General features: G+C 67.8%; 16 protein-coding genes. 9 read left to right on the forward strand and 7 right to left on the reverse strand.

Features of this window, described 5'->3' with window-relative positions:
• The first annotated feature begins 12 nt into the window (after positions 1-12).
• Positions 13-777: an endonuclease/exonuclease/phosphatase family protein gene (locus tag OQ789_RS14080; protein ID WP_324686532.1), complete on the forward strand. Its 765-nt coding sequence runs from the start codon at positions 13-15 to the stop codon at positions 775-777.
• Between the two features lie 20 nt (positions 778-797).
• Here OQ789_RS14080 and OQ789_RS14085 read toward each other — a convergent pair whose 3' ends face one another.
• Both OQ789_RS14085 and OQ789_RS14090 read right to left on the reverse strand, forming a co-directional pair.
• On the reverse strand, positions 798-1,079 hold the full coding sequence (locus OQ789_RS14085) for a DUF3349 domain-containing protein (protein WP_324686533.1): 282 nt from the start codon (positions 1,077-1,079) through the stop codon (positions 798-800).
• 156 nt (positions 1,080-1,235) lie between these two features.
• A complete protein-coding gene (locus tag OQ789_RS14090) occupies positions 1,236-1,472 on the reverse strand; it encodes a CsbD family protein (protein WP_324686534.1) in 237 nt (78 codons plus the stop codon).
• Between the two features lie 255 nt (positions 1,473-1,727).
• Between OQ789_RS14090 and OQ789_RS14095 the strand changes: the two genes are divergently transcribed.
• The 4 genes from OQ789_RS14095 to OQ789_RS14110 all read left to right on the forward strand — a co-directional run bounded on the left by OQ789_RS14095 (position 1,728) and on the right by OQ789_RS14110 (position 6,329).
• Positions 1,728-2,531, forward strand: coding sequence for an SDR family oxidoreductase (locus tag OQ789_RS14095; RefSeq protein ID WP_324686535.1), 804 nt, complete (start codon positions 1,728-1,730; stop codon positions 2,529-2,531).
• Positions 2,532-2,756: 225 nt separating this feature from the next.
• Entirely contained in the window at positions 2,757-3,155 is a 399-nt protein-coding gene (locus OQ789_RS14100) for a heme-binding protein (protein WP_324686536.1), read from the forward strand.
• 128 nt (positions 3,156-3,283) lie between these two features.
• Complete coding sequence (locus OQ789_RS14105) at positions 3,284-4,339, forward strand: DNA topoisomerase IB (protein WP_324686537.1); 1,056 nt, start codon at positions 3,284-3,286, stop codon at positions 4,337-4,339.
• A gap of 196 nt (positions 4,340-4,535) precedes the next feature.
• On the forward strand, positions 4,536-6,329 hold the full coding sequence (locus tag OQ789_RS14110) for a thiamine pyrophosphate-requiring protein (RefSeq protein WP_324686538.1): 1,794 nt from the start codon (positions 4,536-4,538) through the stop codon (positions 6,327-6,329).
• A gap of 10 nt (positions 6,330-6,339) precedes the next feature.
• On the opposite strand, the gene OQ789_RS14115 is transcribed toward OQ789_RS14110, so the two are convergent.
• Positions 6,340-7,014 (reverse strand): UdgX family uracil-DNA binding protein, encoded by a 675-nt coding sequence (locus OQ789_RS14115; protein ID WP_324686539.1) that lies wholly within the window; start codon positions 7,012-7,014, stop codon positions 6,340-6,342.
• 292 nt (positions 7,015-7,306) lie between these two features.
• Here OQ789_RS14115 and OQ789_RS14120 point away from each other — a divergent pair, with 292 nt between their 5' ends.
• Positions 7,307-8,317, forward strand: a complete 1,011-nt coding sequence (locus OQ789_RS14120; protein WP_324686540.1) for a sensor domain-containing protein — start codon at positions 7,307-7,309, stop codon at positions 8,315-8,317.
• A 96-nt stretch (positions 8,318-8,413) separates the two neighbouring features.
• The gene (locus tag OQ789_RS14125) at positions 8,414-9,385 is read left to right on the forward strand and encodes an aldo/keto reductase (RefSeq protein WP_324686541.1); all 972 of its coding nucleotides are present in this window, start codon (positions 8,414-8,416) and stop codon (positions 9,383-9,385) included.
• A 13-nt stretch (positions 9,386-9,398) separates the two neighbouring features.
• Here the strand turns inward: OQ789_RS14125 and OQ789_RS14130 are convergent, their stop codons facing one another.
• The 3 genes from OQ789_RS14130 to OQ789_RS14140 all read right to left on the reverse strand — a co-directional run bounded on the left by OQ789_RS14130 (position 9,399) and on the right by OQ789_RS14140 (position 13,708).
• Complete coding sequence (locus OQ789_RS14130; RefSeq protein ID WP_324686577.1) at positions 9,399-10,166, reverse strand: SDR family oxidoreductase; 768 nt, start codon at positions 10,164-10,166, stop codon at positions 9,399-9,401.
• 104 nt (positions 10,167-10,270) lie between these two features.
• Positions 10,271-12,421 carry a glycogen debranching protein GlgX gene (glgX, locus tag OQ789_RS14135; protein WP_324686542.1) on the reverse strand — a complete coding sequence of 717 codons (2,151 nt, stop codon included), beginning with the start codon at positions 12,419-12,421 and terminating at the stop codon, positions 10,271-10,273.
• 105 nt (positions 12,422-12,526) lie between these two features.
• Entirely contained in the window at positions 12,527-13,708 is a 1,182-nt protein-coding gene (locus OQ789_RS14140; RefSeq protein WP_324686543.1) for a zinc-dependent alcohol dehydrogenase, read from the reverse strand.
• A 73-nt stretch (positions 13,709-13,781) separates the two neighbouring features.
• On the opposite strand from OQ789_RS14140, the gene OQ789_RS14145 reads away from it, so the two are divergent.
• The gene (locus OQ789_RS14145; protein ID WP_324686544.1) at positions 13,782-14,936 is read left to right on the forward strand and encodes an FAD/NAD(P)-binding oxidoreductase; all 1,155 of its coding nucleotides are present in this window, start codon (positions 13,782-13,784) and stop codon (positions 14,934-14,936) included.
• Positions 14,937-14,954: 18 nt separating this feature from the next.
• Here OQ789_RS14145 and OQ789_RS14150 read toward each other — a convergent pair whose 3' ends face one another.
• Positions 14,955-15,674, reverse strand: coding sequence for a GAF and ANTAR domain-containing protein (locus OQ789_RS14150; protein ID WP_324686545.1), 720 nt, complete (start codon positions 15,672-15,674; stop codon positions 14,955-14,957).
• Between the two features lie 309 nt (positions 15,675-15,983).
• On the opposite strand from OQ789_RS14150, the gene OQ789_RS14155 reads away from it, so the two are divergent.
• Entirely contained in the window at positions 15,984-17,294 is a 1,311-nt protein-coding gene (locus OQ789_RS14155; protein ID WP_324686546.1) for an NAD(P)/FAD-dependent oxidoreductase, read from the forward strand.
• Positions 17,295-17,326: the final 32 nt, after the last annotated feature.

Genomic DNA, 17,326 nt, shown 5'->3' on the forward strand with positions numbered 1-17,326 from the left:
AGGCGAAAACCTGTGCGTGTCGCGACTTTCAACATCTTGCATGGACGCACCGTCGGTGACGGCGTCGTCGTGCAGCGGCTGCGTGATTGCGTGCGACGCCTCGATCCGGACGTGCTCAGTCTGCAGGAAGTCGACTGCGATCAGCCCCGCTCCGAGCGCGCCGACCTGACCGCCGCGGCGGCCGAAGCCATGGGCGCGCTGGAACACCGCTTCGTGGCGGCGATTTCGGGCACGCCGGGCGCAACCTGGATGGCCGCCACCGGCCGCGAGCAACCGGGCACCGCCGCGTACGGCATCGCGCTACTTTCGCGCTACCCGGTGGCCGGCTGGCAGGTGGTGCGGCTACCGCGGATACCGATGCGGTTTCCGATGTACCTGCCGGGGCCCAACCGTGTCATGGTCGTCGACGAGGAGCCGCGCGCGGCGGTGATCGCCCAACTGCAGACGCCGCTGGGCGCGATCACCGTGGCCAACACCCATCTGTCCTTCGTTCCGGCCTGGAATCGTCGCCAGCTGCGCCGGCTGATTCACGACCTGCGCGGCTTGCCGGGCCCGCGGCTGCTGACCGGGGACCTGAACATGACCCCGACGGCGGTGCGCCGCTGGTCGGGCATGCGCGCGCTGGCGGCCGCCCCGACGTTCCCCGCGGATGCGCCCAACCGCCAGCTCGATCACATCCTGACCGACGATCACGGGCTGTGCGGCGGTCCCGTGGAGTCCGATCTCATGACCATCTCCGACCACCGTCCGCTGGTGGTGGACCTGCGACGGGTTTGAGAGTTAACAGTCGTTGAGGGTTAGTCGCGGCGATGTGACCGCACCGCGACCAGCACACGCTCGATGTCGTCGGCGGTGGGTGTCCGGTCGGTGACCCCGATGATTTCCACGCCCACGTCGACGCGGTCGACGGCGCGGCGTCCGGGCGGGCGGAGACGTCGGGCGATGGCGAGGACGTCGTCGTCGGACACCCGCCGCGGCAACAGCGCAAGCAGCGGCGCGTATCCCACCGCAGGCGCCCGTTCCGGGTAGCACGCGCGCAGGAAGGCAATCGCGCTGGACACCCGATCTCGCAGGCCCATCTTTCACCCTCGCTATCAGCCGCACGCCAAAACCTGGACGGCTTCCGGGGATTACCCGCTGTGGCGGGTTCAAATCAAGGTTCGCACGTGCTCCGCGCGCGAAAGGGGCCCGGCCGGTCAACCGGACCGGGCCCCTCCGTGCCCTTCGCAGATGGCCTACTGGTTCTTCTTCTGGCGCTCTTCGGCGGCCTCCGCGCCGGCGCGCGCCGACTCCGCTTCGGCTTCCTTCTTGCCCGCATCGCGTTGGGCGTCGGCCTTGTCTTGCTGGGCCTGGCCCTCTCTGGTCAGGTCGTCGCGGCCGAGCACGGCCCCGCCGACCTCTTTGGCCTTCCCCTTCACGCCCTCGACGGCGCCCTTGACCGCTTCTTCCGGTCCGCTCTTGTCATCCCCCATTGGGTTCGACCTCCCTCTCGGTGGTTAACGAGCTTGCGCTCGATGGCATCTGGGGCGTTCCCACCGCGCCCACCGCGCGACGCATCAAACGCCCGCGGGTCCGGACAGCGCAGGCGATGTGGGCACCATCATCTCGGTTGCCGACGTGCGGCCGAAGTCACCTGTCAGACGGCCGATCACAACGTTTGAACGCAGATCTCCCGGGTAGCACTAGCCCGCGACTGTGGAAGGGGCTCTCTGGAAGGGGGTTGGGCAGTGACCACCATCGCGGTCATCGGAGCGACCGGGACAGCCGGATCCCGCGTGGTCGCCCGATTGAAATCGCGCGACGTCACGGTAGTAGAGATTTCGCGTGAGCACGGCGTCGATCTGTTCGACGGTCCGGAACTTTCGCGGGCGCTCCGCGGAGTCGACGTCGTCATCGACCTGTCCAATCCCGTCCCGCCGGACGGCCGGTCCGACATCGGCCAGACCCTGGTCACGGCTTCACGCAACGTCTTGGGCGCGTCCGCCGCCCAAGAGGTGCAGCGGCTGGTGGTGTCGACGATCGCGGGCATCGAGGATCCCGTGTTCGACGGCTTCGCCTACTTCGAAGCCAAGCGCGCGGCCAAGGACATCCTGCTCGACGGTCCGGTGCCGACGACGATCGTCAAGTCGACACAGTTCTACGAATTCGCCACCAACCACGACGCGGTGACCTGTAACGCCGACGACGTGCTCGTCGAGGACTGGCTGATTCAGCCCATCGCCGCCGATACCGTCGCCGACGTATTGGTCGAGGCGGCGCTGGGTCAGACGCACACGCCGCGCACCATCACCGGCCCAGACACCATCCGATTGCCCGAGCTGACGGCCAAACTGCTTGCCCGGCAAGGTGATAGCCGACCGGTGCGATCCGTGCAGCCGGCAGTCGCCGCACTTGGCGCCGGGGCGTTGTTGGCATGCGATCACGCGGTGGTCGTCGGCCCTGGCATCAACGCTTGGCTGCAGACGCTGGCCCCGCCCAGCACCGACGGGCATCGCGGCGTGGACGGCGGCGCAAAGCCCGGCTCCCGGTAACAGTTTCGTCACGATCACGCTGACGGCTCCCTAAGAATCGGCCCGTTCTCTTAGAAACCGGGCTTTCGTATGATCATTCGCTTAATAAACAGCGGGCGGCTACCGGTAATGGCGGCCGGCGTTCGTCGTCAGCGAACAGCGCGGCTGTTGGCTTCCGCTACTTTGGATTTCGGGGTTCGGGAACCTCGTCAAGAATTCGTTTCATTTCGAAGGACACCAAACATCATGAAAATCCGCAGTATTGTCGCGCGCCGGAAAGTCGCCGGGATCAGTGCCGGCTTCGTGCTCGGGGGGATGACCCTGGGCGTCGTCGGTGCGCCATCGGCGGCTGCAGCGCCCGATTGCAGTCCCGCCGGTGTGCACAACACCGTCTCCGCGGTGCAAGGCTCAGCGCAGGAGTATCTGGCGGCGCACCCGGAAGCCAACCAGGTGGTGACGGCCGCCTACGGGCAGCCGCGTCCGCAGGCGGAATCCAGCCTGCGGGGTTACTTCACCGGTCACCCTCAGGAGTACAACGACCTGCGCGGCATCCTGGCACCGATCGGCGACACCGAGCGGCAGTGCAATGTTTCCGCCCTGCCGCCGTCCCTGGAGTCGGCCTACCAGGAGTTCATGGCCGGCTGATCCGGTCCGGAAGCGACCCGCCGCAACGCCGTGGCGGGTCGTTTCCGCTCCGGCGCGTTCCTGCGCGGTGTGAACAACTTCTCCGGCGGGTAATTGTCCAGTCAGCGAGCAGAACTGGAGGCCGAACAATGCGACTGCGTCGCAGCGTGCTGAACGGGCCGGGCATCACGCGCAAGCGTCACGGGAAAGGCTTCGCCTATCACCGCCCGGATGGCAAAGCGGTGTCCAACCCCGAAACCTTGCAGCGCATCAAGGATCTGGTCATTCCACCCGCATGGAAAAACGTATGGATTTCGCCGCATGGCAACGGCCACATTCAGGCCGTCGGCGTCGACGCCGCCGGTCGGCGGCAGTACCTGTATCACTGCGCCTGGCAGCAGGAGCGCGCCGAGGAGAAGTTCGACCGCGTGGCCGAATTGTCCACTCGGCTGCCGCAGTGGCGCGCAGCGATCGCCCACGATCTGACGCGCAGGGGCCTGACCCGCAAGCGGGTGCTGGCGCTCGCGCTGCGGCTGCTCGATCGAGGCTACTTTCGCGCCGGCGGCGAGCAGTACGCCGACGAACACGAGTCCTACGGCCTGGCCACCCTGCGGTGTGACCATGTCGTGGTTCGGCGTGACGCGGTCGCGTTCGACTTTCCGGCCAAAAGCGGGGTCCGGCGCACCGTGGAAATCGAGGATCCCGAGGTGGTCCGGGCGGTGCGTGCGCTGATGCGCCGGCCCAATCGGACGGACCGATTGCTGGTGTGCCGCACCTCATCCGGCTGGCTCGACATTCGTGCCGCCGATCTCAACGACCGATTCAAAGAGCTGGTCGGCGATGAATACACCGTTAAGGACCTGCGGACGTGGCATGGGACGGTGCTCGCGGCCGTGGCCTTCGCCGATGCCGACCCGGCGGTCTCGCGCCGGGTGGCCAAGCGCGTCGAATCCGCTGTGATGAAAGAGGTGGCCGAGGAGCTGGGCAACACCCCGGCGGTGGCGCGCAGTTCCTACGTCGACCCCCGCGTCGTCGCCGGCTACAAGCAGGCCATGACGATCGCGACGGCGGCCCGCCGCGCCGAACGCGCCCGCAAACCCGATGTGGCCCAAGAGATCCTGGACAAGGCCACCCGCGCGCTGATCCGCCGAGTGGCCAAGGGCCACAGCGCTTCAGCGCCACCCGACCTACCCAAGACGGCGTGAAGCGCTGCGTGACCGCCGGCGAAGAGCCAACGGCCACGTCAGGTCCGAGCGCATAACACCGGCGATTGCGGGTAACCGGGCGCCTGTGGGAAGGGCCACGGCCCGCGAGGCGGGGGCGCTGTCACGCGCGAGTGGTCCATCCGAAAGCCGCGCGCCCACCCGCCAGCACTGAGGACCGTCCGCCGAGGAGGGAAGCATGTCCAAGACCGAGGTTTCCGATTACCTGCTGGAGCGCCTCCGGGCGTGGGGCGTTGAACACGTATTCGGCTATCCCGGCGACGGCATCAACGGGCTGCTCGCGGCGTGGGGCCGCGCGGACAACAAACCCAAATTCATCCAGTCACGCCATGAGGAGATGAGCGCCTTCGAAGCGGTCGGCTACGCGAAGTTCACCGGCCGGGTGGGTGTCTGCGCCGCAACGTCCGGCCCCGGCGCGATCCACCTCCTCAACGGCCTCTACGACGCCAAACTCGACCACGTCCCGGTGGTGGCCATCGTCGGCCAGACCAACCGCAGCGCGATGGGCGGGAACTACCAGCAGGAGGTCGACCTGCTGACCCTGTTCAAAGACGTCGCCAGCGACTACGTCCACATGGTCACCGTCCCAGAGCAATTGCCGAATGTGCTGGACCGCGCGATCCGGATCGCGATGACGCAGCGGGCCCCGACCGCGCTGATCATTCCCGCCGACGTCCAGGAACTGACCTACTCCCCACCCGAGCACGCGTTCAAGATGGTGCCCTCGAGCCTGGGCATCGAATACCCGGCCATCGCCCCCGACGACACCGCCATCGCCAGGGCCGCCGACGTGCTCAACGCCGGCAACAAGGTCGCCATCCTGGTGGGCACCGGCGCGCGCGGCGCCCACCAGGAGCTGGCCGAGGTCGCCGACCTGCTCAACGCGGGCGCGGCCAAGGCGCTGCTGGGCAAGGACGTGTTGTCGGACGAATTGCCTTGGGTCACAGGCTCGATTGGACTGCTGGGAACCCGGCCGAGCTACGAGATGATGCGCGACTGCGACACGCTGCTGACGGTCGGATCCAGCTTTCCCTACTCGCAGTTCCTGCCGGAGTTCGATCAGGCCCGGGCGGTGCAGATCGACGTCGACGGCCGGATGATCGGCATGCGCTACCCGTACGAGGTCAATGTGGTCGCCGACGCGAAGACCGCGCTGCGCGCCCTGATCCCGCGCCTGCGCCGCAAGGCGGACCGCTCGTGGCGCGATCGCATCGAGAAGACGGTGGCCCGGTGGTGGGAAACCATGGAGAGGGAAGCGATGGTCAGCGCCGACCCGATCAACCCGCTGCGGTTGTTCTCCGAGCTATCCCCCCAGCTGCCCGACAACGCCATCGTCACCGCCGACTCCGGATCGTCGGCCAATTGGTATGCGCGACAACTGAAATTCCGCGGAAACATGCGCGGCTCGCTGTCGGGCACGCTGGCCACCATGGGGCCCGCCGTTCCCTACGGCATCGGCGCCAAGTTCGGCCGGCCGGACCGGCCCGTCATCGCGTTCAGCGGTGACGGCGCCATGCAGATGAACGGCATGGCCGAGCTCATCACCGTCAAGCGGTACTGGCGGGAATGGGAGGATCCGCGGCTGATCGTGGCGATCCTGCACAACAACGACCTCAACCAGGTCACCTGGGAAATGCGTGCCATGGCCGGCGCGCCGAAATTCGCTGATTCCCAAACCCTTCCGGACATCGACTTCGCCGCGTTCGCGGCCGGCCTCGGCCTGAACGCGATGGTCATCAAGGATCCCGACGAATTGTCGGACGCATGGCGCCAGGCGCTGTCCGCGGACCGTCCCACCGTGCTGGACGTCTACACGGACCCGGACATGCCGCCCATCCCGCCGCACGCGACGTGGGATCAGTTCAAGTCGGCGACCGCGGCTGTGCTCTCCGGCGACGAGGATCGCGTCGGCTTCGTCAAGGTCGGCCTGAAGACCAAGGCGCAGGAGTTCTTGCCGCACAAGAAGAATTGACTCGCGGCGGTCAGCTCGTGGCGCGCCCGGCGAGGTGTGCGCCCGCGCCGCGCAGGTCGGCGACGAACGACCGGTACGTCTCGTCGTGCCGGTCGCTGCGGTCGCGCAGCACCGACGACGGGTGGACCGTGGCCACCACGGTCGGCTCGGGTGTCACGTGCACGTCGACGGACGCGGGCAGCCGCAGCTTTTCACCGCGTCGGTCCGACACCCGAAAAGTGGTTCCCAGCAACGACTGTGCGGCCGTAGCACCCAGGCACACGATGACCCGCGGGCCCACCGCCTCGATCTCGGCGACCGGCCAGGGACGGCACGCGACGACTTCGGTACGGCCGGGCTTTTGGTGAATGCGGCGCTTGCCGCCCTTGCGGGTGAACTTGAAGTGCTTGACCGCGTTGGTCTCATAGACCAGCGCAGGGTCGATGCCGGCGTCCTCGAGGGCGCGGGCGAGCAACCGTCCGGCCGGACCGACGAACGGCTCGCCCACGCGGTCCTCCTGGTCGCCCGGTTGCTCGCCCACCAGCATGATCGGCGCACCGGGACGTCCGCTGCCAAAGACCGTTTGGGTGGCGTCGGCGAACAGCCAACAGCCATGGCAGGTTTCGGCCGCATCGCGCAGCGCACCGACATCACGCTCCGTCGGCAGGTAGCGGACGGCTCCTGGCGCGTTCGTTGTTGCGGCCATGAACTCCCCGACATCGGTGCGACGCGCGCGGGCTGTGCGCGCCCCGGGGAAACGGCTACCCGACGAATCCGGGCGGCAAACAGGGTGTGGCCGTCGGCGCGCGGGGTATGTCCCGGACACGGCGAATTGAGGTCGTGATCGATGGGCGAACCCGCAACCCGGGTCTATCCAACCTTCGGCCAGTCGCCGTACGTGGTCGGCATCGCCAAGCCGCGCCTGTGACGCTCACGGTTCAGCCGAGCGCTTTCTTCGGCTACATTGCGAGCAGGTTCGCCGCTAAGGAGGCGCTGGGGTGACCAACCCGCAGGACCCGTATTGGCAAAACCCGCTGAGCTACGACCCGCTTGGCCGCCTCCCGCCACCCGACCTGGAGCCGCTCCCGCTGCCACCGCCCGCCCCGCCGCAATCGCCGCCCGCTCCCACGCCCTACCGCCCGCCGGTCAACACCATGGCGACGCTGTCGCTGGTGTTCGCGTTCCTGTGCGCACCCGCAGGCGCGATACTGGGACACCTCGGGCTGGCCCAGATCCGCCGCAGCGGCGAACTCGGCCGCGACCGGGCACTGGTGGGTGTGACGCTGTCGTACATCTTCATCCTGTTAGCGGTCGTCGCCCTGGCCGGGTGGGCCACGCTGGGCGGTTCGACCTCCCCGCACGGGACGTCACCCAGCTCCGGCACGGCCGCGGGGCCCCCACCGCCCACCGTCCCGCCGGAGACCATCGCCACCCTGCTGCCCGGACTCGACGCCCTGCGCAACATCACCGCCGATGCGAACCTCGACACCGGGCCGACCTGGAACAGCCCGGGGCGCCCGGCGGACTACGGGAGCATCGACCGCCCGGCATGCTGGGCGAGCATCGCCGCCGGCAGCCCAGACGCCTACCCGCCCGGGGCGCTGGCCGGATATCACGCCGGCGAATTCATCGACTCCCGCAGCATGATGAAGTCGATGCAGGTGATCCAGGGCGTCGCGGCGTTCCGCGATCCGGCCGGGGCCCAGGCGCAGCTGGCGGCCCTGCTGTCGGGATGGCACCAGTGCGGCGGCTCGACCGTCACCGTGACCGCGCCCGGGGGGCAGCCGATCCCGATGTCGATGAGCGCCCCCGCCGACGCCGGCAACGGAATCACCACCCTGGACCTGACGCCCAAGGGCATCCAGGTGCGCTCGGCGCGGGCGGTCGCGGCCAAAGCGAACGTCGTCATCGACCTGAACGTGTCCGCCAGCGGCACCACGGACAGTGCGCCGCCCCGCGCGGCCGCGGTCAGCATCGCCAACTACATCCTCGACAAGATCCCCGGCTGAGCGCCCACGCGGATCAACTGCCGACTCAGTGGCCGATGCGTGGCGACCCGCCGCGCCCGGCTCCGCCGCGCTTGCGATCCCCACTAGGCTGGGCCAATGAAATTCGTCGACGTCGACGGGGTTGGCCGGGTCAGCCGGATCGGCCTGGGCACCTGGCAATTCGGTTCACGCGAATGGGGTTACGGGGACAGTTACGCCGCGGGCGCCGCGGGTGACATCGTGCGCCGCGCCCGTGCCCTGGGGGTGACGCTGTTCGACACCGCCGAGGTGTATGGCCTGGGCAAAAGCGAGCGGATCCTGGGCGAAGCCCTCGGCGACGAGCGCGCCGACGTCGTCGTGGCCAGCAAAATCATGCCGGTCGCGCCCCTCCCCGCCATCGTCAGGCAGCGCGCCCGCGCCAGCGCGCGACGGCTGGGGCTGGACCGCATCCCGCTCTACCAGGTTCACCAGCCCAACCCGGTGGTGCCGGATTCGGTGATCATGCCGGGCATTCGCGACCTGCTCGACAGCGGCGAGATCGGCGCGGCCGGCGTCTCGAACTACTCGCTGCGGCGGTGGCAGAAGGCCGACGCCGCGCTCGGCCGGCCGGTGATCAGCAACCAGGTGCATTTCTCGCTCGCCTTCCCGAAGGCGCTGAAGCACCTGGTGCCGTTCGCCGAGCGGGAAGACCGCATCGTGATCGCCTACAGCCCGCTGGAACAGGGACTGCTGGGCGGCAAATACGGCGTCGACAACCGCCCGGGGGGCGTCCGCGCGGTGAATCCGCTGTTCGGCACCGAAAACCTGCGCCGCGTCGAACCGCTGCTGCAGCTGTTGCGCGACATCGCCAAGGACGTCGACGCGAAGCCGGCGCAGGTGGCGCTGGCATGGTTGATCAGCTATCCGGGCGTGGTGGCCATTCCGGGCGCTTCCAGCGTCGAGCAGCTGGAATTCAACGTCGCCGCCGCCGATATCGAACTGCCCACCGCGTCCCGTGACGCGCTGACCGAGGCGGCCCTGGCCTTCCGGCCCACCTCGGGGGCGCGCTTCCTCACCGACCTGGCCAAGGAGAGGCTCGGCCGCCGCTGAGCCGACTGGTTGTCTAGGACTGGTTGGCCTCGGCGAACGCGGCGGGACTGGCCGGCGCGCCGCGAGCCACCACCAGCGGCATCGACGTCGAGGAGTTGGTCCGCAGGATGGTGTGGACGACGTCGACGAGGTCCTCGACGGGCATCAGCTTGCCGGGCATGCACCCGCGCGACGACCACAGCGGGACCGCCTTCATCGCGAGGTCCATGTCCCAGCCCTCGTTCATGCCGGTTTGGCCGTCGCCCTCGCCGCCCGCGCACTCCCCGACGATCAGGTTGGTGAAGCCGATGTCGGAGTGTTCGGCCCGCCACGCCTCCACGAGCCGTTCCAGGGCGGCCTTGCTGACGCCGTACGCGCCCAGACCCGGCCAGGGCGGCCCGTAGGTGCCGGCATCGGAGGCGAGGTAGACCGCCTTGCCGGCCGACGCGGTCAGGTGCGGCACCGCTGCGGCCGTGACCAGCGCGGCTCCAATCACGTTGGTGTCGAAGACGCGCCGCCATGTGTCGGCATCGGTGTCGACCATGCGGACCAGCGGGCCGATGGCCGGCGTGTAAACCAGGTTGTCGATGCCGCCGAGGGCGTCGGCGGCACGGTCGATGGCCGCGCGGCAGGATGCCTGGTCGGTGACATCGCACTCGACGGCGATCGCGGTCGGGCCGGCATCTCTGGCCGCGGCCTCGATGCGCTCGCGGCGCCGGGCCAGCAGCGCGACCTGATCGCCGCGCTGCGCCAGACCGACGCCTATGCAACGCCCCAGCCCACTCGAGGCGCCGACCACCACTGTCCTTGACATATTTGCCCTCTCCTGTAACGACCACGCTGCATCCACAGCGTATCGGCAGGCGGGGCGCTACGTAACGGTCGGGCGCGCTCGCGTCACGCGGTTCAGCCGCCGTCGGGCGCCCGCAACACCACCGCGGTGTGCGCGTCGACGGTGAACGTGCCTCCCCCGGGCACTTCGTCGACCGGCGTGTCCTCTTCGCGTCCAGTAAAGATCACGACCTGCCAGGATGCCCCGAATTCCTTTGGCGGCAAAGTGAATTCGATCGGCTCGTAGTGGGCGTTGAAGCACATCAGGAAGGAGTCGTCGAGCACCCGCTGCCCCCGCGGATCGCGGTCGGGGATGCCGTGACCGTTGAGGAACACGGCGACCGATTTGGCGAATCCGGCGCCCCAGTCCTCCTCGGTCATCTCGGCGCCCTCGGGGGTGAACCACGCGATGTCGGCCAGCCCGTCCTGACCGCGGCGGCCCAGTGGCTTGCCGGAGAAGAACCGGCGCCTGCGGAACACCGGGTGCTCGGCGCGCAGCGCCGAGACGGTCCGGGTGAACTCCAGCAGTCCGGCGTCGGCAATGGACCAGTCGATCCAGGTGAGCTCGTTGTCCTGGCAGTAGCCGTTGTTGTTGCCGTTCTGGGTGCGGCCGAGCTCGTCGCCGTGGCAGATCATCGGCACGCCCTGCGACAGCAGCAACGTGGTCAGGAAGTTGCGCTCCTGGCGGGCGCGCAAGTCGTTGACCTGCTCGTCGTCGCTGGGCCCCTCCGCTCCGCAGTTCCAGGACCGGTTGTGGCTCTCGCCGTCGTTGTTGTCCTCGCCGTTTGCCTCGTTGTGCTTCTCGTTGTAGGACACCAAGTCGCGCAGCGTGAAGCCGTCGTGGGCGATGACGAAGTTGATCGACGCCACGGGACGACGCGCGGTGTGCTCGTAGAGGTCCGCCGATCCGGACAGCCGGTAGGCGAATTCGTCGAGCGTGGCGGGCTCGCCGCGCCAGAAGTCGCGGACGGTGTCGCGGTACTTCCCGTTCCACTCGGTCCACTGCGGCGGGAAGTTGCCCACCTGGTATCCGCCCGGCCCGACGTCCCACGGCTCGGCGATCAGCTTGACCTGGCTGACCGTCGGATCCTGTTGCACGAGCTCGAAAAACGTTGCGAGACGGTCGACGTCGTAGAACTCGCGGGCCAGCGTGGCCGCCAGGTCGAAGCGGAAGCCGTCCACGTGCATCTCGGTCACCCAGTAGCGCAGCGAGTCCATGATCAGCTGCAGCGCGTGCGGATGGCCGACGTTGAGACTGTTGCCGGTTCCGGTGTAGTCCATGTAGTACTGCCTGTCGTCGTCCACCAACCGGTAGTAGGCGGCGTTGTCGATGCCGCGCATCGACAGGGTCGGGCCCAGGTGGTTGCCCTCCGCCGTGTGGTTGTAGACAACGTCGAGGATGACCTCGATGCCGGCCTCGTGCAGCGAGCGCACCATGGCCTTGAACTCCTGGACCTGCCCGCCCGCACTGGTGGCGCTGGAGTACTTGGAGTCCGGCGCGAGGAATCCGATCGTGTTGTAACCCCAGTAATTCGACAGGTCCTTGTCGACGAGGGTGGAGTCATTGGCGAAGTGGTGCACCGGCATCAGCTCGATGGCCGTGACACCGAGGTTCTTGAGATGCTCGATGATCACCGGGTGTGCCACCGCGGCGTAGGTGCCGCGTAGCGGCTCGGGGATATCCGGGTGGGTCTGGGTCAGGCCCTTGACGTGCGCTTCGTAGATGACCGTGTCGGCGTACTGGCGGTCCGGCGGCCGGTCGTTGCCCCAGTCGAAGTAGGGGTTGATCACCACCGACTTGGGCATGCTCGCCGCCGAGTCGTCGTCGTTGCGACTGTCGGGGTCGCCGAAGTTGTAGCTGAACAGCGACTGGTTCCATTCGAACGAGCCGTCGATGGCTTTCGAATACGGGTCCACCAGCAGCTTGTTCGGGTTGCATCGCTGTCCCGAGGGCGGGTCGTATGGACCGTGCACGCGGTAGCCGTAGCGCTGGCCCGGCTCGATGTTGGGGATGTACGCGTGCCAGATGAACCCGTCGACCTCGGGCAGGGTGACGCGGCTCTCGGCGCCGTCGGCGTCGAACAGGCACAGCTCCACCCGCTCGGCCACCTCGCTGAACACGGCGAAGTTGGTGCCGGCGCCGTCGTACGACGCGCCCAGCGGGTAGGCCCTGCCCGGCCACACCTCTCCGGTGGGCGTGGGGGCGGGAGCGTCGTCGGTGGTCATGGCGCAATCAATACCCTGACTGCCCGGGCGTCAAACTGTGTGCCACGCCCCACGTCGTCGTGGATTACCGCGTCGGGCGACCGGAAAGCCTTGAGCCGTAGCCGATCACGGTTTGAGGATGACTTTTACCGCGCCGTCCTGCTTCTTCTGGAAGATGTCGTAGGCGTGCGGCGCCTCGTCCAGGGGCAGCACGTGCGTGGCGAAGTCGTCCACGCCCAGCGGGTCCTCGTCGGTGAGCAGCGGCATGATGTCGTCGACCCAGCGCTTCACGTTGGCCTGCCCCATCCGCAGGGTCACCTGCTTGTCGAACAGGGTGAGCATCGGCAGCGGGTCGGCCATGCCGCCGTACACACCGATCAGCGAGATGGTGCCGCCGCGCCGCACGATGTCGATCGCGGAGTACAGGGCGGACAGCCGGTCCACGCCGGCCGTCTGCATGACGCGCTTGCCGAGCGCGTCAGGCAGCAAACCGGCGACCTGCTGCGCCAGTTTGGCCGCCGGCGAACCGTGCGCCTCCATGCCGACCGCGTCGATCACCGCGTCGGTTCCGCGGCCGTCGGTCAGGTCGCGGATCGCATCACCGAGCGAGCCGTCCAGCCGCCCCAAATCGACGGTGTGGATGCCGCGTTTCGCGGCGCGCCCCAACCGCTCGGGCACCAGGTCGACGGCGATGACGCGGTAGCCCAGGTGATCGGCGATGCGCGCGGCCATGTCCCCGATGGGGCCCAGCCCGAGCACGGTGACCGAGCCGCCGTCCGGGATGTTGGCGTAAGCGACCGCCTGCCACGCGGTCGGCAAGACGTCCGACAAATAGACGAACCGCGAATCCGGGGGTCCCACAGGAACTTTGATGTGCGTGAACTGGGCCTGCGGGACGCGCAGCAGCTCGGCCTGCCCGCCGGGCACTTCGCCGTACAGCTGCGAATAGCCGAAGAGCGCCGCGCCCATCCCCTGGGCGCGCACCTGGGTGGTCTCGCACTGGGTGTAGAGCTGTTCTGCGCACATATGGCAACTGCCGCAAGAGATCTGGAATGGGATCACCACCCGGTCGCCCACCCGCAGGTCCCCCGTCTCGGTGCCCACCTCGCGCACGATGCCCATGGGTTCGTGGCCGAGAATGTCCCCGGGTTTCATGAATGCCCCGAGAATCTCGTACAGGTGCAGGTCGGATCCGCAGATATTGGTCGAGGTGACCTCGATGATGGCATCGGTGGGCCGCTCGATCGCGGGATCGGGCACCGATTCCACCCGGACATCGCGTTTGCCGTGCCACGTGACTGCCTTCATGTGGAGGGCACATACCCGTCTGGCACCCGCCGAAACGGCGTGTCAGCCCCCGCGGTGTGGGTACTAAACAGTGATGAACAATTCGGGGGTGGTGATTGTCGGCAGCGGGCCGGCCGGTGTTGCCGCGGCGGAGTCGTTTCGCGAGCACGACACCGACACGCCGGTGCGCATCATCAGCGCCGATATCGACCCGCCCTATGCACGGCCGCCGCTGAGCAAGGAATTCCTGCGCGGTGAGACCGACGACGTCGAACTGCACCCGGCCCGGTGGTTTGGCGACCGCGCGATCGAGCTCACTTTCGGCGCGCCGCTCGACCGGCTGGATCTCACCGAGCGGGCGGTGTGGATCGGCGATCATGGCTATGGCTACGAAACGTTGATCCTGGCCTGCGGCGCCGCACCCGCCCGCCCGCCGTTTCCCGGTGCGGAACGCGCGCTGTTGTTGCGGTCTCTGGCCGATGCCGGCGCGTTGCGCGCCGCCGCCGACAACGCTTCCTCGGCTGTGGTGATCGGTTCGGGGTTCATCGGCTGCGAGGCCGCCGCGTCGATGGCGCTGCGTGGGATTCCAGTGACTGTGGTTGCGCCGTCACAACTTCCGCAAGAAAAGCGGCTCGGCGCGCAGGCCGCGGCGCGGCTACGCGATCTGGTCAGCGACGCGGGCGCCCGCCACGTCGGCGGGGTGACGGTGCAGGAAATCACCGAGGCGGGTGTGCGCCTGGACAACGGCGTCACCATCGACTGTGACCTGGTGCTCGCGGCAACCGGTGTGGCGCCACAAAGCAGAATCGCCGCCGAGGCGGGTCTACGGGTCCACGAGTCACGTGTCGTGGTGGGTTCGGATATGGCCACCTCGGCTCCCGGCGTGTACGCCGCCGGCGACGTCGCGCTGGCATACCACGATGTCGCCGATCGCCCTGTGGCCACCGAACATTGGCAGGACGCGGCCGACCAAGGGGAGATCGCCGGGGCGCGCGCGGCGGGTTGTCATGTGAAATGGGATGGGGTGCCGGGATTTTGGACCACCATCGGTGACGCGACGCTCAAGTATCACTCCTGGGGTGACGGGTACGAGCGTAGCCGGATGCTCGACCGCGACGACGGCTTCACCGTGTGGTACGAGTCGAAAAACGCCGTCGTCGGTGTGCTGACCTACAACGCCGACGACGATTACGACCTCGGCGAGCGGCTCATCACCGAGGGGCGGCGCGCGCCGGTCCCGATGGATTGATTTCTGCTAAAACCGCTGTCAGCGGTCAGGTTTAGCGCCACGGTGTTTGAGCGGGTGTTCGCTGTCGATGAGGGCGGCGGCGATGTCGACCAATCTGGTGTTGGATTGTTGCGAAAGCCGGGTGAGTAGCTCGAACGCCTCCACGGCATCGAGATTGAACCGCTCCATGACGACGCCCTTGGCCTGCCCGATGACGTCTCGTGAGGCCAGCGCGCTGCGGAATTGATCTCGGCGGCGCATCATCGACCACGCCAAGGCGGTATGGGTGGCGTAGACCGTGCCCAACTCCACCGACTCCTCGTTGAATGCTTGCGGAGTGGTGGCATAAAAGTTGAGCGCCGCCATGCTGTCGCTATCGACGAACAGCTCAAATGAGAGGATGGACCGGATCGGGGTCTGTTCGAGCGCATGCTGCCGGTAGCACAGCCAACGCTCTTCGGCATTCAGATCGGCGATGTGCATAACGTGGTGCTCCCAGGCCGCGGCCAGGCACGGGCCCTCGCCGTACCTGTTCTGAATCGCGTCCAGGATCATCGGGTGGCGGTGCGTGGCGACTATGCTGCTCACCGACTTGCTCTTCTCGGCCAGCGTGATCCCCGCGTACTGAGCGCCGGTGACGTGGTGCACCCCATTTTCAATGAGTTCCTGCAAGCCGGCCTCGGTGTCGCTTCCGTCGCGCTCCAGATTCGTCACCAGCTCCACGAGCTGAGTGGCGATGGTGACACTGCCGTCACGCATGAGATCACCTCCGAGTCCATCCGAACCTCGGAGCCCCATCCCCGAGGGCATCACGGCGGAACAGATGGGTTCGCACAAGCTTGCGACTGCCAACGTTGAATTCCAGTGTATGAGCCATTCAGCGAACCGCAAGGCCAGACAGCGAACGCGTCGGCAGCTGCGGCGGGCTACGCCGCAACGGGGTTCACCGTCCACGCGTTGCGTGGTGCAGCCATAACCTCTGGCGCTCAATGCCTTTCACGGCGGTTGCGGCGACAGCGGCCAAATGCTGCCCTGTCGCGTTCCCGAAGTCCGCCTACACTCGGATCAGTGACCTCCATCGTAATAGTGGGAAGCGGCTTCACCGGATTCACCTGCGCGCGTCGGCTGGCCAGGATTCTGCGCCGACGGCGCGCCCCGGTCGACATCACGATGATCTCGCCGGTCGACTACATGCTGTACACCCCGCTGCTGCCCGACGTCGCCGGCGGCGTGGCCGACGCCCGCTTTGTCGCTGTCCCACTGGCCAATTCGCTCAAGGGCGTGCGCCTCTTGCGCGGTCGCGTCGACGGGGTGGACTTCGCCGGACGGACGGTGACCTACTGCGACCCCGAGGAGCGCAACCATTCCATGCCCTGGGATCGGCTGGTGCTGACGCCCGGATCGGTGACGCGGTTGCTCGATGTCCGCGGGCTCGCCACACACGCGCGCGGACTGAAGAGCACGGCCGAAGCGCTCTACCTGCGAGACCATTTCATCGAACAATTGGAGTTGGCCAGCATCGAAGACGACCCCCGGGTGGCCGCGGCGCGGCGCACCGTCGTGGTGGTCGGCGCGTCCTATTCGGGCACCGAGCTGGTGGCGCAGCTGCGCGCGCTGGCCGACGCGGCGGCCAAACAGATGGCTTTCGACCCCGCCGAGGTGCGGTTTCTGTTGCTGGACCTGGCCGAACAGGTGATGCCCGAGGTAGGAAAGAAGCTCGGCGACGCCGCGCTGAAGGTATTGCGCAAGCGCGGCATCGATGTCCGGCTCGGCACCACCCTCAAGGAGGCCCACGCCGATCACGTTGTGCTCAGCGATGATTCGCGCATCGAAACGCGCACGATCGCGTGGGTGACGGGGGTGACCGGCGCCCCGTTGATCCAGAACCTGGGACTGCCGACCGAAAAGGGCCGGCTCGTGGTGCGGGCCGATCTGCAGGTGCCGGATCATCCAGAGGTGTTCGCGGCCGGCGATGCGGCCGCGGTGCCCGACCTGACGCAACCGGGAAAGGTCACGCCCCCGACCGCTCAGCACGCGACCCGGCAGGGCAAGGCCCTGGCCCGCAACGTCGCCGCCAGCCTCGGCTACGGCAGCGGCAAGGAGTACAAGCACCGCAACCTCGGCCTGGTGGTCGACCTCGGGCCCGGCTACGCGGTGGCCAATCCGCTCAACATCCATTTGTCCGGGCTGCCCGCCAAGGCGGTCACGCGGGCGTACCACCTGTACGCGATCCCACGGGGCGTCAACCGGTGGGCGATGTCGCTGGCATACCTGACCGACGCGCTGTTCACCCGCTCGGTCGTCTCGATCGGGTTGTCCTCCGAGGACGACGCGCAATTCACGGCCAGCGAAGGCATTCCGATGCCCAAGACCAGCTGAGGCCGAAGACCAGCTGAGGCCCACGACCAGCT

Origin of the sequence: Mycobacterium sp. 94-17, from assembly GCF_035617725.1 — a bacterium.
GTDB lineage: Bacteria > Actinomycetota > Actinomycetes > Mycobacteriales > Mycobacteriaceae > Mycobacterium.